Origin of the sequence: Halomonas sp. R57-5 (genome assembly GCF_900070345.1) — a bacterium.
Lineage (GTDB): Bacteria > Pseudomonadota > Gammaproteobacteria > Pseudomonadales > Halomonadaceae > Vreelandella > Vreelandella ventosae_B.
Genome location: NZ_LN813019.1, coordinates 2,422,990 through 2,443,679, shown reverse-complemented (window position 1 = coordinate 2,443,679; position 20,690 = coordinate 2,422,990). Strand labels below are relative to the sequence as shown.

At 56.4% G+C, this 20,690-nt stretch carries 15 protein-coding genes; 6 read left to right on the top strand and 9 right to left on the bottom strand.

The genetic code is table 11. From position 1 onward, the window contains the following. The first annotated feature begins 2 nt into the window (after positions 1 to 2). The gene (locus tag HALO_RS11220; protein WP_035579605.1) at positions 3 to 260 is read left to right on the top strand and encodes a YkgJ family cysteine cluster protein; all 258 of its coding nucleotides are present in this window, start codon (positions 3 to 5) and stop codon (positions 258 to 260) included. Here the strand turns inward: HALO_RS11220 and HALO_RS11215 are convergent. Both HALO_RS11215 and HALO_RS11210 read right to left on the bottom strand, forming a co-directional pair. After that, the gene (locus tag HALO_RS11215) at positions 257 to 4,156 is read right to left on the bottom strand and encodes an AAA family ATPase (protein ID WP_035579607.1); all 3,900 of its coding nucleotides are present in this window, start codon (positions 4,154 to 4,156) and stop codon (positions 257 to 259) included. The two genes, HALO_RS11220 and HALO_RS11215, sit on opposite strands and share 4 nt — an antisense overlap. A gap of 27 nt (positions 4,157 to 4,183) precedes the next feature. Further along, on the bottom strand, positions 4,184 to 4,813 hold the full coding sequence (locus tag HALO_RS11210) for a tRNA-(ms[2]io[6]A)-hydroxylase (RefSeq protein WP_035579609.1): 630 nt from the start codon (positions 4,811 to 4,813) through the stop codon (positions 4,184 to 4,186). A gap of 608 nt (positions 4,814 to 5,421) precedes the next feature. Here HALO_RS11210 and acnB point away from each other — a divergent pair. The 3 genes from acnB (at position 5,422) to HALO_RS11195 (ending at position 10,695) form a co-directional block, all read left to right on the top strand. After that, on the top strand, positions 5,422 to 8,025 hold the full coding sequence (gene acnB / locus HALO_RS11205; protein WP_035579611.1) for a bifunctional aconitate hydratase 2/2-methylisocitrate dehydratase: 2,604 nt from the start codon (positions 5,422 to 5,424) through the stop codon (positions 8,023 to 8,025). 186 nt (positions 8,026 to 8,211) lie between these two features. Next, entirely contained in the window at positions 8,212 to 8,709 is a 498-nt protein-coding gene (gene rraA, locus HALO_RS11200; RefSeq protein ID WP_050713432.1) for a ribonuclease E activity regulator RraA, read from the top strand. A gap of 42 nt (positions 8,710 to 8,751) precedes the next feature. Beyond that, on the top strand, positions 8,752 to 10,695 hold the full coding sequence (locus HALO_RS11195) for a glycerophosphodiester phosphodiesterase family protein (RefSeq protein ID WP_035579615.1): 1,944 nt from the start codon (positions 8,752 to 8,754) through the stop codon (positions 10,693 to 10,695). 8 nt (positions 10,696 to 10,703) lie between these two features. On the opposite strand, the gene ggt is transcribed toward HALO_RS11195, so the two are convergent. Then, positions 10,704 to 12,494: a gamma-glutamyltransferase gene (ggt, locus tag HALO_RS11190; protein WP_035579617.1), complete on the bottom strand. Its 1,791-nt coding sequence runs from the start codon at positions 12,492 to 12,494 to the stop codon at positions 10,704 to 10,706. A 107-nt stretch (positions 12,495 to 12,601) separates the two neighbouring features. Continuing rightward, positions 12,602 to 14,977, bottom strand: coding sequence for a phosphoenolpyruvate synthase (gene ppsA, locus HALO_RS11185; RefSeq protein WP_035583407.1), 2,376 nt, complete (start codon positions 14,975 to 14,977; stop codon positions 12,602 to 12,604). A 271-nt stretch (positions 14,978 to 15,248) separates the two neighbouring features. Here ppsA and ppsR point away from each other — a divergent pair, with 271 nt between their 5' ends. Continuing rightward, entirely contained in the window at positions 15,249 to 16,082 is an 834-nt protein-coding gene (gene ppsR, locus HALO_RS11180) for a posphoenolpyruvate synthetase regulatory kinase/phosphorylase PpsR (protein WP_035579619.1), read from the top strand. A 31-nt stretch (positions 16,083 to 16,113) separates the two neighbouring features. Here ppsR and HALO_RS11175 read toward each other — a convergent pair whose 3' ends face one another. The 4 genes from HALO_RS11175 to HALO_RS11160 form a co-directional block, all read right to left on the bottom strand. After that, positions 16,114 to 16,692 carry a hypoxanthine-guanine phosphoribosyltransferase gene (locus HALO_RS11175; protein ID WP_050713431.1) on the bottom strand — a complete coding sequence of 193 codons (579 nt, stop codon included), beginning with the start codon at positions 16,690 to 16,692 and terminating at the stop codon, positions 16,114 to 16,116. Positions 16,693 to 16,740: 48 nt separating this feature from the next. Then, positions 16,741 to 17,772, bottom strand: coding sequence for a beta-N-acetylhexosaminidase (gene nagZ, locus HALO_RS11170; RefSeq protein ID WP_035579621.1), 1,032 nt, complete (start codon positions 17,770 to 17,772; stop codon positions 16,741 to 16,743). A gap of 63 nt (positions 17,773 to 17,835) precedes the next feature. Next, positions 17,836 to 18,372, bottom strand: a complete 537-nt coding sequence (locus HALO_RS11165) for a L,D-transpeptidase (RefSeq protein ID WP_035579623.1) — start codon at positions 18,370 to 18,372, stop codon at positions 17,836 to 17,838. Next, positions 18,350 to 19,042, bottom strand: coding sequence for a TetR/AcrR family transcriptional regulator (locus HALO_RS11160; RefSeq protein ID WP_035579625.1), 693 nt, complete (start codon positions 19,040 to 19,042; stop codon positions 18,350 to 18,352). The genes HALO_RS11165 and HALO_RS11160 overlap by 23 nt, the downstream gene beginning before the upstream one ends. Positions 19,043 to 19,309: 267 nt before the next feature. Here HALO_RS11160 and lexA point away from each other — a divergent pair, with 267 nt between their 5' ends. Beyond that, positions 19,310 to 19,990 carry a transcriptional repressor LexA gene (gene lexA, locus HALO_RS11155; RefSeq protein ID WP_035579627.1) on the top strand — a complete coding sequence of 227 codons (681 nt, stop codon included), beginning with the start codon at positions 19,310 to 19,312 and terminating at the stop codon, positions 19,988 to 19,990. Positions 19,991 to 20,008: 18 nt separating this feature from the next. Here lexA and HALO_RS11150 read toward each other — a convergent pair whose 3' ends face one another. Continuing rightward, the gene (locus HALO_RS11150; RefSeq protein ID WP_035579629.1) at positions 20,009 to 20,680 is read right to left on the bottom strand and encodes an energy-coupling factor ABC transporter permease; all 672 of its coding nucleotides are present in this window, start codon (positions 20,678 to 20,680) and stop codon (positions 20,009 to 20,011) included. Between the last annotated feature and the right edge of the window lie 10 nt (positions 20,681 to 20,690).

Sequence of the window (20,690 nt, the reverse complement as noted above, 5' to 3'; positions counted from 1 at the left end):
CTATGAGTGAAGGCTGTCGGGCGGGGTGTGGCGCCTGCTGCATCGCGCCCTCCATCAGTTCCGCCATCCCCGGCATGCCAGAGGGCAAGCCGGCGGGCGTTCGCTGCGTGCAATTAGATGAGCATAACCTGTGCCGTCTATTTGGCGACCCAAGCCGCCCCAGGGTTTGCGAGCGATTTAACTTTGACGCCAGCGTATGTGGCGAACACCGGGAAGAGGCGCTCGCCACCTTGACGTGGCTAGAACGGGATACCGGTTAGCCTTCAATGCCCACAGGGTGCGGCAAGCGCCGATCCAGCAAGCTGATCCAGCGGGTCAGCACCGGGGCATCGCTGTGGCTGACTTCGCTCAACAACCGCCTAAAGCTCTCCTTAGCCTGCTGGTCGTTAGGCTCAATGCGCGTTAGCCATAGCTCAAGAGCTGCCAACTCTTGGTGGCGATTGCCATGCTCGCGGGCCTGGTTAATTGCCATTTCAGCCAGTGCTTTGACTTCATTGGCAGGATGCCCAAGCAGCTCACGCACCTTAGCCAGCTGGGTGGCTAATTCGGGCAGAAACAGCGTGGTGCGCTCCCGAGCAATCACCAAGCACTGGTCAAGGTACTCCTCTGCAGCATTTAGCTCACCCAGCTCAATACAGGCATCCGAGTACCACAACACCGGCCGCTGGTAGCGGTCGCGACCATTCAATTCCGCCATCTGATCCAGGCTATCACGCAATTGAGCCAAGCCAGTGGCATCACCCGCCAGGGCGCGTTGCCAGCCGAGAATACACTGGCTGGAAATTTGCCATAGCTGTAAATCTGGCGTGCCGGTCATTGCCGCCGCCCGCTCCGCATGCCGTGTGGCCAAGTGAACGTGGCCAAGCTGGCGATAGAGTGCCGCGGCAAACAGTAGTGCCAGCGCCAAGGTGCCGGGGTGGGCAATCTTCTCCGCCAAACGGATCGCTGCCGATACCTGACGCTCGGCGCGTTGATAATCACCCCGCAGGCACAGCGCCCAGCCTTGGAAACAGGCGGCCGAGACTTGCGGGTGATCGGAGAACGGCAGCCATTCGATCATCATCTGCGCATTGAGCGGGTCGATTTCATCCAGATGGTCGTGGGCCTGCTGAATACGACCGGCCCAATACTCGCAGTTGGCACGCGCATAGTCGGCCAAGCGGCGATAGCGTGGGTCTTCAAGGCGCGCGGCAATATCGGCGAGCGTCGACGCCAGGGCGAAGGCATCAGCATGGGCATAGCGCTGGCTACGCCCCACCCAAAGCCCCCATTTGACCAGGAATATCTGCTCTAGATCTTCTGGATCTTCCAGGCTATCGGTGCCCGATTCGCGCAGCAGCTCACGGGCACGCACAAAGCTTTCGTGAGCGGTTGGCGAGCCGTGTCCCTCTAATGAAAACGCCGCCTGACCACGCACGGTGAGTAGGCTCACTTCACGCTCAATCTCATGCTCAACGTGGCGCAGGCTCGCCAAACCAAAATCGGCCATGCGTAGCGCGGTTCGGTTAGCGCTGACTTTCAGCGCCTCTCGTGCAGCTAGCTCAAAGTAGCGAGCGCCACGGGCGTAGTGACCGCTACGACGCAGATGGGTGGCAAAATCACCGGGGTGGCGACTAATCCATACCGGGAAGCGCTCCTCTATTAAGGTCACCACCTGCTGGTGCAGTTTTACCCGCACATCGCGCGGACAGGAAAGATAAGCAGCTTCTTGCAACAGCTGATGGCTAAACTGGTACTCGTGCTCACCGCTGTCTTTATCGACCGGCTCTATGATCTCCAAAACGCGCATATGCTCGAGCGCTTGGTTCAGCCGCCCTTTTTCCCAGCCGCTGCACTCCTGTAAGAAATCCAACCGGAAGCGCTTACCCAGCACGGCTGCCACATGGGCAATTTCTCGATCGCTTTCCAGTTGATCAATACGGCTGGCCAATAGACCCAGCAGCCCTTTGGGGAGTTCGTCGAACTGGACACTGCGCCCTTCGCGACGATCCATATCCAAGCGGCGACAAATCTCCTGCATATACAGCGGCACGCCATCGCAGCGTTCAATAATCTGGTTACGTAGCCGCGGGCTCATGTGAATACGATAACGCCGCGAAAGCTGTGACAATAGCCGTGAGGACTGCTGCGCATCCAGATTACCCAAGCTAATTTGCTGATCCCAATGCAGTTTTACCGGCAGCAGTTCGCGACCGTGATGGCTAGCCACCAGCATAAAGGCAGTATTGATGGGCAAGCGTGCCTGTAGCCCGGCGAGCACTTTAAAGGAAGGCTCATCCAGCCACTGGAGATCGTCGACCATCAGCACCAGGGTATGAGTAGTCGCCTGGCGCTCGATTAAGCGGTGCAGGAACATCACCACCAGCTCAACGGCTTCACCGCTTTGGGCAAGCTGGGTAATCTCCTGAACTTCGTGCAACCCAAGCGCCTCTTCCAACAGCTGCTGACGCTCAGGTGTAAGCTGATCAAACTCAAGCGTTGCCTGAAGCGCGTGAATCGCCTCGACGGTCAGCGGTTGTTGGAGGTACCAGCCCACCAGCGTGCGGGCAACCCCGTAGGGATCGAGCACCGACAGCCGCGTGGTGGGCTGCCAGCAAATAGCCGCATCGCGGCTAAGCTCTAACTGGCGAAATCCGACCATCAGCGCTGATTTGCCCATACCCGATGCGCCGCGCACCAAAACGCTTTGACGCAAGCCAATACCTGCCCGCGCCAGCGCATCACGCAGGGTACGCAGCGAGGTTTCACGCCCAACCAGGCTAGGCGGCAGCGCATCGCGGCCGCCTTCGTTTTGGCCTAACACCAGCGCACGCAAACGTACGCGGCCGTCGCTAGCCACCAAGCGCGATACCAGCCGTGGCTGTAGATCAAGCGCTGGCGGCATATGCTGGCTGGCCTCCTGTGAGATCACCAGCTCACTGCCTTCGGCCGCACTCATTAATTCCAGAGAGGTTTGGGTGACTTGTCCAAGGGGATCGGCCAACTGCCGCTCGGGCAAGTAAACAACGCGCCCGCTGTGCAAACCAGCCGCCAGTTCGAACTGCGGCACTTCGTCTTCGCCAGACCAGTGACGGGCGCTCTCTTGGGGAAGCGCCTGGCGGCAGTGCTCATAGAGCGCCACCAACTCCGCCAACTGGTGAGCGGGTCCATGGGTGCCGAAACACGCCAACCCCAAGCCACCGGTGGCGCCGGGCAACCAAAAACCGCCTAGGTGATGGCACTGCTGCTCTAACCAACGCAGCAACTCTAACTGTAGCGTTAGGCAGTGGCGCGTTGCAGCTCGGTCTTGCCACTCCCCTTTTAAACGTAGCCGGATAGCCATCACGGAGAGCTGTCGCAGCTCAATTTCATCTTCACGCAGAGGCTTGCTGTCCGCCGCCAGCGCACGTGAAAAAGCGCCTTGGGGGCTCATCATGCGAGGGTCGTGGTGACCGTCGGACCAATAGCTGGCCAACTGCAAAAAGCTGGGCTCAGGCTGCTGCCCTGACAACGCAAGTAACTGCAAGTAGCTATTATACTGCTCGTGAGCGGCGGCCATTTGGTTCTGCTCGGCAAGCTGGCGCACCAGACGCTCATGAAAGGGGCCGTAGCCTGAAAAACGACTCACCAAGGTTTCCAGAATCAGGTCCGGCACATCGCTGTGAGCGTCGAGCACCTGTTCAGCAAAACGGATGACGCGCTGACGCCACTCATTGCGTACCTGGACTAGCCAGCGCTGAAATTCACTACAGCTCGCCAATTGAAGCTCTTCAATCAGATCGCCTTGGTAGCAAGCCATCAGCGCTTCGAGCGTATCTAAGTCGCGCGGCCCTTCGAGCAGCTGCTGCAGCGTATGCAGGTCGACTTTCCAATGAGCTGGAAGCTGGAAGGCAATCGTTTGCCGGGAGACACTCAACACTTGGTCGGCACTCTCACCTAGCGACTGGCGCAAACAGTGCAGCGCGTGACGCAGGTTAGTTCGACCAGAAGATAATCCCTGGTCGGGCCACAGTAGTTCGGCCAGCGCGGCCCGGTTAACCGGCTGTCGGTGCAGCAGCAGATAAACGAGCAGCGCCTTCACTTTGTCGTAACTAAAGTGGGTTAAGACGTCTTCGCCCTGGGTAAGCGAAAAGTGACCGAAGAGAGTTAACTGATCTGTTTCACGAGCATCGCGCATGATAAACATCCTGCCGGGCTAAGCGGCTTAAGCTGGCACACCGCTATGAAAACGAAAAGCCGTATCGGGCGAAGTAATCAGCTCCGCTTCACGCGCTACAAAAAAAGTGATTCGCTCATCAATCGAGTCCGATGTCTGCTGGCGAGCCAGTAACAGATAGTCCTCAAAATGACGACCTTCTGACTTCACCAAAGTGCGATAAAACCTAGCAAGCTCTTCATCTAAATAAGGAATCAAGCAAGCAAATCGTTCACAGCTACGCGCCTCAATAAGGGCGCCAATGATTAACACATCGATGAGCCGTTCGGGGTCGTTGCTGCGTAAGTGCTGCCTTAAGCCTTCCGCATAGCGTGAAGCAGTTAGGTGCCGGTAGGCCACGCCACGGGCCTCCATTAGTGCGACCACCTGTTCAAAATGCAGCAACTCTTCACGCGCCAACTGCGACATTTTGCTAAGCAAAAGAGGCTGATCAACGTAGCGATAAAGCAAGCTCATCGCCGTAGAAGCCGCTTTTTTTTCGCACTGCGCATGGTCAATCAATAGCGTTTCCGGGTTTTCAAGCGCCCATTGTAGCCACGCTTCGGGGGTCGAGCAGGCCAAAAACTGGTGCAAACTTTCCGGCAGCAGATCATCCGCTTTCACCGCGTGATCAGCCATTTGCAAAGCACTCGCTTGTGTAGCGGGCTGTGATATACCAGGTTGTATCAACATAATACCATTACCAATCTTATATCTCACTATTGTACAACATATAAGCGCACAAGGCGCTTAGTTCCCTGTTGCATTGCGTTCTTCATAGCCTTCATCGTCTATAACTAATGTAGCTGTGCGTTTAAAAATGCTCCACACACTTTTATTGGCACGCTGCTATCAGCACCAGCAGTCATTAGCGTGGCGCTAAGGTTATAAAGTGAGGACTATGGTAACGCGCTGTAACCACAATCACACCCACACCGCGGGTGGTTGGCGATGAAATGGAAAAAACTTTCCTGATTTTGAGCCAATTGGTCTATAAAAAGCGCTTTTTTGACCCGTTTAAATCGTGGCATCAACATAAAGTACAACAGCCGTCGCTGCTTGCCAGCTTAACATTGTCGACAGTTTGGCGTAGAATCTCAGCCATCCAACCACACGCTGTTTGTCAAGCGTATGTCGTATGTGGTCGGCCCATTGCCCAACGCGGTATGACCCACAGCGTGCAACGAGGCCGTCACCATAAGCTTAATGAGAACGTCAAATGAGAACGTCAATGAGAGGGCCCCAACGTGCTTGAAGCTTACCGCCAACATGTAGAGGAACGTGCCGCTGAGGGCGTCCCGCCCAAACCCCTAACCGCCGAACAAGTCGCCTCACTGGTTGAGCTACTGAAGACGCCACCGGCCGGTGAAGAAGAATTTATTCTCGACTTAATCACCAACCGCGTTCCGCCGGGTGTTGACGAAGCCGCTTATGTAAAAGCCGGTTTCCTCACTGCCATCGCTAAAGGTGAGGCAAGCTCTCCGCTGATCGACAAGATCCACGCCGTTAAGTTGCTTGGCACTATGCAGGGTGGCTACAACATCGTATCGATGGTAGAGCTACTCGATAATGAGGAGCTGGCCCGCGAAGCAGGCGAACAGCTCAAGCACACACTGCTGATGTTCGACGCCTTCCACGATGTGGAAAGCCGTGCCAAAAACGGCAACAGTGTCGCGAAAGAGGTTATCCAGTCCTGGGCTGACGCCGAGTGGTTCCTGTCAAAACCAGCACTGGCGGAAAAAATCACCCTTAGCGTGTTTAAGGTTCCTGGCGAAACCAATACCGACGACCTCTCTCCTGCGCCGGATGCCTGGTCACGCCCGGATATTCCGCTCCACGCCAATGCTATGCTCAAAAACGAGCGTGACGGCATTGAGCCAGTGGTTCCGGGTACCACTGGCCCGCTCAAGCAGATCGAAGACGTTAAAGCCAAAGGTTTCCCAGTCGTTTATGTAGGCGACGTTGTGGGCACCGGTTCATCGCGTAAGTCAGCCACCAACTCCGTACTGTGGTTTTTCGGCGACGATATCCCCTACGCTCCCAACAAGCGCGCTGGCGGTTTCTGCTTTGGCAGCAAAATTGCGCCTATCTTCTTTAACACCATGGAAGATTCGGGAGCCCTGCCGGTTGAGATGGACGTCACCCACCTCAACATGGGTGATGTCATCGATGTTTACCCCTACGCGGGTAAAGTGTGCAAGCACGATAGCGATGACGTTATCACCACCTTTGAGCTTAAAACGCAGCTGATTCTGGATGAAGTACGCGCTGGCGGCCGTATTCCCCTGATCATTGGTCGCGGGCTCACTGGCAAGGCGCGTGAGTCGCTGGGCCTACCCACTTCTGACGTTTTCCGCCTACCTGATCAGCCCAAAGATACTGGCAAAGGCTTTACCTTAGCGCAGAAAATGGTGGGTAAGGCGTGTGGTTTGGACGGCGTTCGCCCTGGCATGTACTGCGAACCCAAGATGACTACCGTTGGCTCGCAAGACACCACCGGACCGATGACCCGTGACGAGCTGAAAGACCTGGCCTGCCTGGGCTTTCAGGCTGACCTGGTCATGCAGTCGTTCTGTCATACCGCCGCTTATCCGAAGCCGGTGGATGTGGATACCCACCACACCCTGCCCGACTTCATCATGAACCGCGGCGGCGTTTCGCTGCGCCCTGGCGATGGTATTATTCACAGCTGGCTGAACCGTATGCTGCTGCCCGATACAGTGGGCACCGGCGGCGACTCGCACACCCGTTTCCCGCTCGGCATCTCGTTCCCAGCCGGTTCGGGCCTAGTCGCCTTTGCCGCTGCCACCGGCGTCATGCCGCTGGATATGCCGGAATCGGTACTGGTTCGCTTTAAAGGCAAGCGCCAGCCTGGCGTAACCCTGCGCGACCTTGTTCACGCTATTCCGCTCTACGCCATCAAGCAAGGCTTGCTGACCGTTGATAAATCCAACAAGAAAAACGCCTTCTCTGGGCGGGTGTTGGAAATTGAAGGTCTGGAAGATCTGACCGTAGAGCAAGCTTTTGAGCTTTCTGATGCGTCCGCCGAGCGCTCTGCCGCTGGCTGTACCATTACCCTGTCAGAAGAGAGCGTTACTGAGTACCTCAAGTCCAACATCACTCTGTTGAAGTGGATGATGGGCAACGGTTACGGCGACGAGCGCACCATCAGCCGTCGTATTGAAGGCATGGAAGCGTGGCTGGCCAACCCAAGCCTGATGCGCGCAGATCAAGACGCCGAGTACACCGAAGTTATCGAAATTGATCTGGCTGAAATTAAAGAGCCGGTTCTTTGTGCGCCGAATGACCCGGATGATGCGCGCCTGCTGTCTGAAGTGGCAGGCCAGAAAATCGACGAAGTCTTTATCGGCTCATGCATGACCAACATCGGCCACTTCCGGGCTGCCGGCAAACTGCTTGAAAAGCAGCCTGCCGGCAGTTTAAAAACCCGCCTGTGGCTGGCACCACCGACGAAAATGGATCAGCATCAGCTGACCGAAGAGGGCTACTACGGCATTTACGGCCGTGCCGGTGCCCGCATGGAAATGCCGGGTTGTTCACTGTGTATGGGTAACCAGGCCCGCGTTGCTGCTAAGAGCACCGTGGTGTCTACGTCTACACGTAACTTCCCGAATCGCTTGGGCGACGGTGCCAATGTGTACCTAGCCTCAGCGGAACTGGCGGCCGTTGCCGCAGTAGAAGGACGCCTACCCAGCGTTGAAGAGTATCAACGCTATATGGGTGAGTTTGACGCTATGGCGGGCGAGATTTATCGTTACATGAACTTTCACGAGATTGAGGAGTATCAAAAGATCGCCTCAAACGTGATACCGGTCGCTCAAGAAGCCTAACGTTCGTTAAGCACTTGAGATAGACCGCCCCATCGCCGATGCTCGCAACATCGCAGAAGATGTGACAGGTTGCATTTTCTGAGTCGATGACCGAACGCCCCGCCACTGTTTTACAGGGCGGGGCGTTTTTTTTGCACGGCCCGCTTAGCTGTCTATGCTGATACTAACCTTTCATAACAGGAACCTATGATGACGAACTCGATTGATATCGTGACGCCCGATCTCTGCGATGCACACCCGGAGGTCGCAGTGCTGGAACCGCTGTTTGCCAATTTTGGTGGGCTTGACGCCTTCTACGGCCCTATTCGTACGATAAAGTGCTTTGAAGATAACTCCATGGTCAAGCAGGCCGTCGCCGAGCCGGGTAACGGCGCGGTGCTGGTGGTTGATGCGGGTGGCTCCCACCGCTGCGCCATGCTGGGGGATATGCTCGCTGAACAGGCGGTCGCCAATGGCTGGGCGGGCGTCGTCATGTRCGGCTGCGTGCGCGATGTGGATATACTCGCCGCCCTGCCGATTGGCGTTCAGGCGTTGGGCAGCCACCCGCGCAAAAGTGAAAAGCGCGGTGACGGTCAGCGTGATATCAATGTCACTTTTGCCGGTGCCACCCTGCAGCCCGGCCAGTGGCTGTATGCCGATAACAACGGCATTATTGTTGCTGACCATGAGCTGCCGCTTGCTTGAGAACAACGCTTTATTAACGAAGATTGTTTTAAATAGAGCCCCTTGCCAGGTGTGGCGGTTACTGCCACCCTGGTGGCTCATTCTTACCGTTTCATGACGATGCAGCCTTTGACCTACCTTGGCTCTGCCTTACTGCGCACATTACGCGATCATCTTCGCCCACTGATCGCCTACCACCTGTTTTTTACCCTGCTCGCCTCAGCCTTGCTGCTGCCAGCGATCACCTGGGTGACGCGTGGACTGCTAGCGCAGCTTAACCGTACCGTGGTCACCAACGACGAGTTGATTGGGCTACTCTTCAGCCCGCTGGGGCTGATCGGCATGCTGGTAGGGCTTGGCTTCACGTTTGTGATTATTTATTGGCAGCAGGCGGGCATGCTGCAGGTGGCCGTCAGACCCCGCGATAACCACTATCGGCTAGCTCTTGAAGCGCTCTGGCTGAGTACCCGACGGCTGCCCGCTTTGGCGGGTCTGGTGATACTCCAGGTAGGCACCCACTTATTATTGCTGGCACCCTTTATGGCCGGGTTAGCATGGCTTTACGATGTCTGGCTAGGCGGTATAGACCCCTACTACCTGCAGCGCGTGCGCCCCCCCGTACTGTGGTATTTCGTTGCCTGCGCACTGCCGCTGATAATCGCTTGGGCGTGGGCAGCGTCATGGCTCTACCTGCGCTGGCTGTTAGCACTGCCTCTAGTGGCCCTGGAACGCTGCAGCCCGTGGCAGGCACTTAAGCGTAGCGTCACCCTAACCCGTGGCTGGCGCCGCTCTATTGGCGCTGCGGTGCTGCTGCTCCTGGTGCTGATTATCAGCCTGCCACTGCTGGTGACGCTGCTGTTTGACCGGTTATTTACGCCGCTACTGTGGTGGCTACCAGAGCATAATGCCGTGCTTATCCCGGCGATGCTCGCCTACTTACTCGGCTATGTCCTGGTCACACTGGCCATTACCTTTATCGGTATTGCCGCCAATGCGCTGCTTTCCGCCTGTCTGTATATGCAGTTAGCCCACCGCGAACCCCGCCCAGCAGCCCCTGCTGAGGACATTAACGCAGGCAAGCTGGCCTGGGCAGTTGAACTCAGCGTGCTGATTTTTGCCGGACTTCAAGCGTGGTGGATTCTGAATAGCTTTGAGATACGTGACAATGTCGCGGTCATTGCCCACCGTGGCAGCTCCATGGTCGCGCCTGAAAACACCCTTTCCGCGTTAGAACAGTCCCTGATCGATGGCGCTGACTATATCGAAATTGACGTGCGCTTGAGCAGTGACCAGCAGGTAATGCTCTACCACGACCGCAGCATGGCGAGGCTCACCGGCGATAACCGCGAGTTTGGCGAACTGACCAGAGAGCAGCTTAGTCAATTCGATGTGGGCAGTTGGTTTGGCGATGCTTTTCAAGGCGAGAATATTCCCGGCTTGGACGAAGCTCTCGAAAGAGTCCGTGGCAAAGCGGGGTTAATGATTGATATCAAGCCGCTGCCAGGTCAAGAACAGGCGTTAGCCGAGGCCGTTATTGACGCCTTAAATGCAGAGAGCGACGTACGCTATCGCTGCTGGGCGACCCAACAAAGCGCTTTCGACGGCTATACGGCGTGCGGTTTCCCTAATGCGCTAATGGATATGCGCATGGCCACCATGTCGCCAACACTGCTGGAATATCTGAATGAGCGTGCACCAGCGCTGCGCGTGACCTTACTGGCCCAGCTTATTCTGCCCGGCACACTGGATCGGCGCGACTTTGATGCACTGGGTCTACGACATAACCGTATTACGGAAGGGGAAATACGCTTAGCACGCCTATATGGGTACGAAATACACGCCTGGACCGTCAATGATCGAGCCCGAATGTCGACGCTGATTGATCTGGGTGTCGATGCGATCATCACCGACTACCCAGATCGCTTAACCGAACTAATTCATGACCGCCGCGAATTAAGCGACGGTGCATTGATGCTGGTCAAGCTGCGTAACTGGCTCCGCCAATAGGCATTCACTTAATCGCCCATGACCACGCCTTCGCGACGGGGGTCAGCGCCACCAAACAGGCTGCCATCTTCAAGGCGCATAATGGCTTGGAGCCCGCTGGTGAGTTCTCGCTCGCTGACCGTGTGGCCGCGCTCGCGCAGTGACTCGATGGTCGCCTCAGGAAAACGCCCCTCCTCCACATAGACATCCCCGCCAAGTGTTATAGCATGGGGAAGGTTGAGCGCTTCCTGCGCACTCAAGCCCCAGTCACGCATCGCCACTAACGTACGCGCAGTATAATGAATAATGGCAGCACCGCCCGGCGATCCAAGACTTGCCACTAATTCACCGCTGTCCTGATTGAATACCAGGGTCGGACTCATGCTGGAACGTGGACGTTTGCCGGGCTCGACTCGGTTTGCCACCGGTTCGCCATCGACCTCAGGCACAAATGAAAAGTCGGTGAGTTCGTTATTAAGCAGGAAACCACCGGTTAGTCCCGTGCCGCCATCGGACATAATCCGCGAGCCAAACGCCTGCTCGATGGTGGTGGTCATCGCAACCGCGTTGCCCTCCTCATCGACGATGCTGATGTGGCTGGTACCGTACTCGGGCTGCTCGGGCTGGCTAGCCCAGCTAACGCTTAGCTCGCCAGGATTACCTGGTTCCGCGCTATCGCCCATACTCATCTCTTCGATAAGCGCACTGCGCTGCTCAAGATAATCGGGCGCCAGCATCAGCGACCAGTCGCCACCCGGCGCCTCGACAAAGTCAGGGTCGGCGATGTAGCGGCCACGATCGGCAAATGCTAAGCGCGACGCTTCTAAAAACTGGTGCAGCCACCCGCTGCTGGAAACACCATCATCTAGCGGGGCCTCAAGCAACGGCTGCTGATCAAGCATGCCCAAAATCTGCATCACGGTCAGATGACCCGACGAAGGCGGCGGGAAGCCGCACACTTCCCACTGCTGCCAAGGCGTACACAGCGGCTCGCGGTCAAGCGCCTCATAGCCACTCATGTCCTCCATCGACAAGCTGCCTGGGCGCTCAGGGTGGTTCTGAACGCGCTCAACGATGTCTTCGGCTACGGCCCCTTCATGCAGGGCGGCGCTGCCTTGCTCAGCGACTTGGCGTAAAACCGCTGCCAAGGCAGGGTTTTTGAGCGTTTCACCGACGGCAATGGGCTCGCCTTCAGCATCGTAATAAAATTGGCTCGCCAGAGGGTCTTGTCGCAGGAACTCATCGCTTTCAAGGCTGGTGTGCAGCCGGTTGCTAACGGCAAACCCCTCTTCTGCTAAGGTAATCGCCGGTTTAAACAGCTCCGCCCACGCCAGTTCACCATGCTCAGCGTGAGCCTTCTCAAGCATACGCAGCGTGCCCGGCACGCCTACTGATAGACCGCTAACCACCGCGTCGTTAAACGCCATCGGCTCACCATCCTGTAAAAACAGCTCGCCATTAACGCCCTGGGGGGCCGTTTCACGCCCATCGTAGGCACGCACTTCGTCGCCGTCGTAGAGCATCAAAAAAGCGCCGCCGCCGATACCGCTGGATTGCGGCTCCACCAAATTCAGCACCATTTGCACCGCAATGGCCGCATCAATAGCGTTACCACCGGCTTTAAGGACTTGATAACCAGCATCGGTGGCTAGCGGATTGGCCGCGGCCACCGCAAACGACTCCGCCGCCCAGCCCGGCTTCTCTTCGTAACCAGACTCGCTTTCGGGTGAAATTGAAGGAGTCTCATAGCTAAACCCCCAGCTATATAATGGCGCCACCAGCAAAACAGGTAGCGCGAACTTAATTGACTTTGGGGACATCTCAGCGCTCTCCGCGACAAATTAAAAAACCACTCCAGAAGAGTAGCCTATAAAAACAACGACGCCCGGCACAATGGCCGGGCGTAAATTAGTCAAAATAAATATAACTATTCGATTTTTTGCCCTGCGAGCATAAACCAGGTTTCCAGTACCGCGTCGGGATTAAGTGATACAGAGTCAATACCCTGCTCCATCAACCATTTAGCCAGGTCAGGATGATCTGACGGCCCCTGCCCACAGATACCCACATACTTGCCTTTCGCCTTGCACGCCTGAATTGCCATTGCGAGCAGCTTTTTAACCGCCCCATTACGCTCGTCAAACAGATGCGCCACGATACCCGAGTCACGATCCAAGCCTAACGTTAGCTGAGTCAGGTCGTTTGAGCCGATGGAGAAACCGTCAAAATACTCCAAAAACTCGTCGGCCAGCAAAGCGTTAGCCGGCAGCTCGCACATCATAATCACTTTCAAACCTGTGGGGCCGCCCCGCTCCAGGCCGTTCGCGGCCAGTAGTTCTACCACCTCACGCGCTTCGTCGGTGGTGCGCACAAAGGGCACCATGATTTCGATATTCTCGAAGCCCATCTCTTCGCGCACCCGCTTCAGTGCCCGACACTCAAGCTCAAAGCAGGGCCGGAATGCCTCTGAAATATAGCGTGATGCCCCCCGAAAGCCCAACATGGGGTTCTCTTCACCCGGCTCATAGAGCTTGCCGCCAATCAGGTTTTCATATTCGTTTGATTTGAAATCTGACAGCCGCACGATGACACGCTGGGGATGGAAAGCCGCCGCCAGCGTAGAGATGCCTTCAACCAGTTTATCGACATAGAAACTCACCGGGTCGCTATAGCCCGCGGTACGTAAATCGATCACCTGCTGCAAGTCCACCGGCAGCGTGTCGTACTCCAATAACGCCTTGGGATGGACGCCGATCATGCGGTTAATGATAAATTCGAGACGCGCCAAGCCAACACCTGCGTGAGGCAGACTGGCAAAGCCAAAGGCGCGGTCGGGGTTGCCCACATTCATCATGATTTTGAAGGGGATCTCCGGCATGGCATCGACACTGGAGACTTTGCAATCAAACTCCAGCAGCCCCTCATACACATTGCCGGTATCGCCTTCCGCACAAGAGACCGTGACGTCGATACCCTCTTTTAACTGAGTCGTCGCATCACCACAGCCCACCACCGCGGGGATGCCCAGCTCGCGGGCGATGATCGCCGCGTGGCAGGTCCGCCCGCCGCGGTTGGTGACGATCGCGGAAGCCCGCTTCATGATCGGCTCCCAATCCGGATCAGTCATATCGGTGACCAGGATATCGCCATCAAGGATTTTATCCATATCGTCAGGGCTGAGTACGACTTTGACAGTACCCCGGCCGATGCGCTGACCAATCGCCCGACCGGTGATTAATGTGCGACCCTTTTCACGCAGTTGGAAGCGCTCAAGCTTGCCGCCCTCTTGCTGGGAGACCACCGTTTCAGGGCGGGCTTGAACGATGTAGAGCTCACCGTCGTCGCCATCCAACGCCCACTCAATATCCATGGGGCGCTGGTAGTGCTGCTCAATGGTCATCGCCTGACGGGCCAGATCCATGACTTGCTGATCATTAAGGCAGAAACGGCCGCGATCCGAGTGCGGCACATCGACGGTTTCCACCGATCTACCGGCGCTGGCGTCCTGGCCGTAAACCATCTTGATCAGCTTGGAGCCTAAGTTACGCCGCAGCACCGCCGGACGGCCCGCCGCCAGGGTCGGTTTATGAACGTAGAACTCGTCAGGGTTGACGGCGCCCTGCACCACGGTTTCGCCCAAGCCCCACGAGGCGGTGACGAAAACGGCCTCTTTAAAGCCGGATTCGGTGTCTAGGGTAAACATAACACCTGCCGCGCCGGTCTCTGAACGCACCATTTTCTGCACGCCTGCCGACAAGGCGACATTTTCGTGGGCGTAGCCGCGGTGGACACGGTAAGAGATTGCGCGATCATTAAATAGCGAGGCGAAAACTTCGTGCACCGCACGCTTGATATTGTCGAAGCCCTCAATATTAAGGAAGGTTTCCTGTTGACCAGCGAAGGAGGCATCGGGCAGGTCTTCAGCGGTCGCCGAGCTGCGCACAGCCACTTTCAACTGCGGGTGTTGTTGCTGCAACTGGCCGTAAGCATCGCGCAAGGCCGCTTCAAAGCTAGGGGGTAGCGGTGTATCGATGATCCATTGGCGAATATTGCGACCCGCCTCGGCCAGCGCCTTAACATCGTCGACATCCAGGCGAGCCAGGGTGGCATTAATACGCTCGTTTAACCCTTCGTGGGAGAGAAATTCACGGTAAGCGTGGGCGGTAGTGGCAAAGCCACCGGGCACCGTTACGCCAGCACCGGAGAGGTTGGAAATCATTTCACCCAGCGAGGCGTTTTTACCACCTACGCGTTCGACGTCGGCCATGCCCAGCTGATCGAACCACAGAATGTACTCTTCCACGTAACCCCCTCGCTCATAGATATCGGCATGGCCACTGATATGGGCATTAATGCCGTGGGCCATGGATAATTCAATGGCTACCCTAGCACCGCGCCAATACATTCGCCATTGGTCTAATAGCGAAGAGAGTGGAGGATTTTTACAACAGCGGCGCTTTTTTGGCTATTTATGTAGTCAGGCCCATCCGACGCAGCCATAGCGGCCGATGACACGTTGTGCTGGCAAACGCCTCGGCACACAATAGGCGGATCACTCATCAGTGGATTTCGTTATGAGACGTACGGCTTTTTTTATTTCAGATGGTACCGGGATCACGGCGGAAAGTTTAGGCCGTAGCTTGCTGGCTCAGTTCAGCGATGTTGAGATCGATATGCTGACCAAGCCCTATATCGATACGTTGGAAAAAGCTCAGGCGTTAGCCGCAATTATTGAGTCAACGGCCAACCGCGACGGCCATCGCCCGATCATCATTGATACCATTGTGGATCAACAGATTCGCGATGTTATTCGTCAGGCATCCGGGTTTAAAGTCGATATTTTTTCCACCTTCCTGGAGCCCTTGGAGCAGGAGTTAGAGACGCACTCTTCCTACAGCGTTGGCCGCACCCATTCGATTGGCAGTGATGACGTTTACATGGACCGCATACACTCCGTGCACTTTGCGCTGGATAACGACGACGGTGCCCGGACGCATCAATACGATAAGGCAGATATCATTCTGGTCGGCGTTTCGCGCTGCGGCAAAACCCCTACTTCGCTCTACCTGGCTTTACAGTTCGGCATTCGAGCGGCTAACTATCCGCTGACAGAAGATGATTTAGACGAAGATGGCATGCTCAAGCTACCCAAGGCGCTCGTGCCCCATCGGCAAAAGCTGTTTGGCTTAACCATTGATGCGCGGCGCCTATCGGCGATTCGCAACGAGCGACGTCCCAATAGCCGCTATAGCTCGATGGATCAGTGCCTGCAAGAAGTGGAACAGGCAGAGTCGCTCTACCGCACCATGCACATTCCCTATATTGATGCGACACGCTTCTCGGTCGAGGAGATTTCCACACGAATGATTGCCGAAACCGGCTTAGCGAGGCGCTTCTCGCCCCGCTAAGCCTAAAACATCACCACAAGCCCTCAGCGGATCACATGCCCTTGGGGGCAAAAATTCCCGGTGCGTTGCGCCAGTAGCCTTTGTAATCCATGCCAAAGCCAAACACATAGCGGTCGGCCACTTCCAGGCTGCAGTAGTCAGCTTTTAAACCGGGCACTGCTTTGCGGTTGTGTTGTTTATCCMCCAGCACCGCCGTGGTAACACTGGCGGCCTGGGCTTCTTCACAGTAGGCCAAAATCGCCGCCAGGGTCGCGCCTTCATCCAAAATATCGTCGACGATAACAACATGACGACCGGCCATCGGCACTTCCGGAGAAACCCGCCAAAATAGCTCGCCGCCACGTAGCTCGTTGCGGTAGCGAGTGGCATGCAGATAATCCACTTCCAGCGGGAAGCCCAAGCGGGTCAGCAGGTGCCCCGTGGTAATTAAGCCGCCATTCATCACGCAGTAAAACACCGGCAGTTTATCGCCTAAATCTCGGGTGATAGCTTCTGCCATGCGGTCAAGCGCCCGCTCTACTTCTTGCTGCGAAATTAAGCAGTCGGCGTTATCCATTAGTTCGCGCATCGAGTCCAACGACTCTAAGGCTTCTTTATCCAGCTTTGACATCTACCAACTCCACGCGGGTGAAAAGCTTCATTTATTTGAGCAAGCGATTTATTCAGCGCTGGGCTTGGGCTTATCCGCCAGCGCTTCCAACTTAGCGTGGGCACGCCGCCAACGTCCCAGCGCACTCAGTGCATCCAGGTCTGGCCGCGCGCGGCTATAGCGCAACTTGGCGGGGCGCTTGTTATTGATCCCTTGGCACGCCTCCATGACCTCAAGCGCGGCGGCTCGGTCATTACACACCAGCAGCATATCGCAGCCTGCTGCGAGCGCGGCTTGGGCACGCGCCTTGGGTTCGCCCGCTTCGTGGGCGCCCGCCATACTCAGATCATCAGAAAAAATGCAGCCTTTGAAGCCTAGCGACTCCCGTAACATACCCAACCAATTGGGTGAAAATCCTGCGGGGCGTGTATCGAAAGCGGAGTAAATAACATGCGCAGGCATGACCCCATCTAACTGCGAGGCTAACTGGGTAAAGGGCACAAGATCGTGCTGTTTAATCACGTCTAGCGGGCGACCGTCTATCGGTAGGGCAACATGGGAGTCCGCCGCCACCCCACCATGGCCGGGGAAGTGCTTGCCCACTGCGGCCATACCGGCATCGTGAAGCCCTTGAATAAAGGCGCTGCCCAGCTGGGCCACGTGCTGGGGATCACTGCTAAAACTGCGGTCACCAATAACGCTGGAGAGGCCGCTCTCAACATCCAATACCGGAGCGAAACTAAGATCCAGCCCGCAGGCGGCCATCTCCATCCCCAACAGCCAACCGGCGTCCTTGGCTAACGCCAGACCGTCTTCCGGGGAAGCGCGGTAGCACTCGCCGATACGCGCCATGGCAGGCAGGCGTGTTAAGCCCTCTTTAATACGCTGAACGCGACCGCCCTCCTGATCCACTGCGAGCAGTAAATCAGCCCGCACGCGGCGAATATCGCTGCACAGCTGGCGCACCTGGTAGCCATTTTCGACATTGCGGGCAAATAGAATAACGCCCCCTACCGTCGGTTCCAGCAACAGGCGTTTTTCTGCCGCCGTCAATTTTGGGCCTTCAAGGTCAAGCATGACCGGGCCTAACGGTTGAGTCATCGTGATAGGTCCATGAAAAGGGGCGATGATTCTAGACGATCGTCTAGCGGTGTCAAAAACTTATCAATCAAAGGATTGCCGTCCGCCGTGCAACCAAACCGGGGTGCCCGGTAACGCGAGCGCAAAGAGGGTTAGCAAATCACTATTACGTAAACGAATGCAGCCGTGGGAGGCCGCAACGCCCATGGGTTCGTCAGGCGGTGTGCCGTGCAGGTATATATAGCGCCGTTGCGAGTCCACCTGACCGCCGCGGTTCACGCCCTTTTCTAATCCGCAAAGCCACAGAATGCGGGTCAAAATCCAGTCACGCTCTGGATGCGCTTCGGCTAGCGCGGATGAAAACGTCTCGCCTGTCCAGCGGCGGCCTCGAAACACTGCGTTGTCGGGCATATCACCGCCAATGGCGGCGCGCACATAGTGCCAGCCGTAGGGGGTTTTACCACTACCATTACGCTCCCCGACACCGGCGGCAGCGGATGAGATCGCACACTCATGGAGCACTTTCGGCCCTCGCCAGCAGCGCAGCAGCTGCTGGGTAGTATCAATCTCCAGCCAGATATTCTCAGCCGGGGGTAGCTCAGCTAGCGTAGGCGTTCGCATGTTTTCCTTCTTCTGGCTTGGCTTCTTCAAGGGCGAGCGGTAACGGTGCATTCATGGCCGCCACAACGACCGGCAGCAATCGCTTGACTAAATCACGTACTGAAACCTGTTCGTGATAATCTTTTTCAGCGATATCACGCAGTGCATCAAGGCCGGACAGGGTAAATATTACCGTGCCAAGCATAAAGTGTAGCCGCCAAAAGCGCTCCGCGTCAGGTAGGTCCGGCGTGGCTTGTCGCACCAGCTCGGTGAAGCGGGTAAACACATCGCCATACTCTTGCTGGATATAGCGCCTAAGATGCCCCTGTGCCTGGCTGTAGGCAAGGCCGAGCAAGCGCATAAACACTTTTAAACTATTGCGTTCAGCGGGCACTGCAAGAACGGTGGTTGCCATGGTTTCGAGCAGGGTTTCAAGCTCAATAACCCGCCCAGCATGCTGTCCTTCCAGCTCATCAAGGGCGGTGTGAAAACGCTGGGTGAAGGGGTCCAAATAGCGGGCAAAGACGGCCTGAATCAAGGCTTTTTTGGAGCCAAAATGGTAATTCACAGCGGCTAAATTGACGCGCGCTTTGCTAGTGATGTTGCGCAGCGAAGTTTCGGCAAAACCCCGCTCTGCAAACAGCACCTCGGCAGTATCGAGTATACGGGTCACCGTATCAGATTGAGCCATGTCGCTCTCCAGGGAAACAGGTGTTTAAAACATAGCAAAATACTATGCCATAACCATGGCGGTCTCAACGCTTGATTTATTAACAAAATACAGCCCGTTAAATAAGCAGAAGCTTAGTTTCAAACGATTAGAAAAATTGCATAGACATCGAAGATAGCCACTGACAAGGCATATACTGGACAGAGGAACATACTGTATACTTAACCACTGATTGATTAAGTTGCCATTTAATTTGTTACTGTCTATTCACTATTTATGGAGTCTGGTATGTCGCGTCCGCTAACCGCTCGCCAACAGCACGTGTTCGATTTTATCGTTAAAACGATGGGCGAATTTGGCTACCCTCCTACCCGCGCCGAAATTGCCAAGGCGCTTGGCTTCCGCTCCCCCAACGCGGCCGAAGAGCACCTGCGCGCGCTGGAACGCAAAGGCGTTATTCGCATTATTCGCAACACTTCTCGCGGTATCCGCCTGCCCAACCAGGAACCGCAAGAAGTCATGGAGAGTGCTGCCACCGCCTTACCCGCAGCCAACGTTGAAACGCTGCCAACGGGCCTACCCGTGATCGGTGAAGTGGCCGCAGGCAGCCCCATTTTGGCCGCTGAACATATTGACCGTTACTGCCCGCTACCAGCCGAGTACTTTACCCCCAAAGCCGACTACCTGCTGCGCGTGCGCGGCCTTTCGATGAAGGATATTGGCATTTTGGAAGGGGATTTATTGGCAGTTCACCGTACCGACCGGGTACGCGATGGCCAGATTGTAGTGGCACGCCTAGAGGATGAAGTAACGGTTAAACGCTTCAAGCGCCAGGGCCACCAAGTGACGCTATTTGCCGAGAACCCTGACTTTGCGCCCATTGAAATCGACCTGCGCTCCCAGTCGCTCGATATCGAAGGCGTCGGCGTTGGTGTGATTCGTGGCGGCAACGGCCAGGCACTCGGCTAGTCGCCGCCCTGGCCATCCCTACTGCAGATCGATATAGCGGTGGTCATTGAAGGTGGCCACCCAATGGGGGTGATAAACCAGCAGAATACTCAGCAGCATGCCGGTGATAAACGCCTCTGAAGGCATTAACAGCGGTAAGAAGCGCGCATACTCCTGGGCGAGATAAATCGCCTCAGGGTCAGTCCCCGCAACGATGATCAGCAGCACCGCTGCCAGCCCTCCTCCCAGCGTTGCCAGCGCCGCACCAAAAAAGCCGCAGGCAAACAAAAACACCATCAGGTTATCCGGCAGGCGGCGATCTACCAGCCGCCATACCGTGCCAATGACGGCCGCCGGGACGACACCGGTAACCAGCACGTTTGCCCCCAGCAGCAGCCATTCATTGCGCCCAATTACCACCATGGCGATATTAATCAGCACGTTGCTAATCAGCGCCAATGGCGCTTTAAAAACGAGTGTCATTAAAACCGTGAAAACAAGGTGCAGCGTTAGCCAATCAACCGCCTGCGCACGCAGCTGCCACATCAGCATCACCGCCAGCGTGGCGCCCAGCCAGCGGTGCTGAAGCGCGGTATCCGCTATTAACACCTGCCAGGGCCGCCCCCAAAGTGCCCACGCGATCACTGCTAACGAGAGTAGCCAGGTGAGCAGCAGCGCCCAGGGTGCTAATACACTTTGCGCAAACGACATGGCGGCCTCT

What these genes read in the sequence shown, in the direction of transcription:
- HALO_RS11215 (WP_035579607.1), bottom strand. Translation starts at nt 4,156, where the DNA reads ATGCGCGATGCTCGTGAAACAGATCAGTTAACTCTCTTCGGTCACTTT.
- ggt (WP_035579617.1), bottom strand. Translation starts at nt 12,494, where the DNA reads ATGTCCCCAAAGTCAATTAAGTTCGCGCTACCTGTTTTGCTGGTGGCG.
- lexA (WP_035579627.1), top strand. Translation starts at nt 19,310, where the DNA reads ATGTCGCGTCCGCTAACCGCTCGCCAACAGCACGTGTTCGATTTTATC.
- HALO_RS11210 (WP_035579609.1), bottom strand. Translation starts at nt 4,813, where the DNA reads ATGGCTGATCACGCGGTGAAAGCGGATGATCTGCTGCCGGAAAGTTTG.
- nagZ (WP_035579621.1), bottom strand. Translation starts at nt 17,772, where the DNA reads ATGACTCAACCGTTAGGCCCGGTCATGCTTGACCTTGAAGGCCCAAAA.
- HALO_RS11220 (WP_035579605.1), top strand. Translation starts at nt 3, where the DNA reads ATGAGTGAAGGCTGTCGGGCGGGGTGTGGCGCCTGCTGCATCGCGCCC.
- HALO_RS11160 (WP_035579625.1), bottom strand. Translation starts at nt 19,042, where the DNA reads ATGGCTCAATCTGATACGGTGACCCGTATACTCGATACTGCCGAGGTG.
- HALO_RS11165 (WP_035579623.1), bottom strand. Translation starts at nt 18,372, where the DNA reads ATGCGAACGCCTACGCTAGCTGAGCTACCCCCGGCTGAGAATATCTGG.
- ppsR (WP_035579619.1), top strand. Translation starts at nt 15,249, where the DNA reads ATGAGACGTACGGCTTTTTTTATTTCAGATGGTACCGGGATCACGGCG.
- HALO_RS11150 (WP_035579629.1), bottom strand. Translation starts at nt 20,680, where the DNA reads ATGTCGTTTGCGCAAAGTGTATTAGCACCCTGGGCGCTGCTGCTCACC.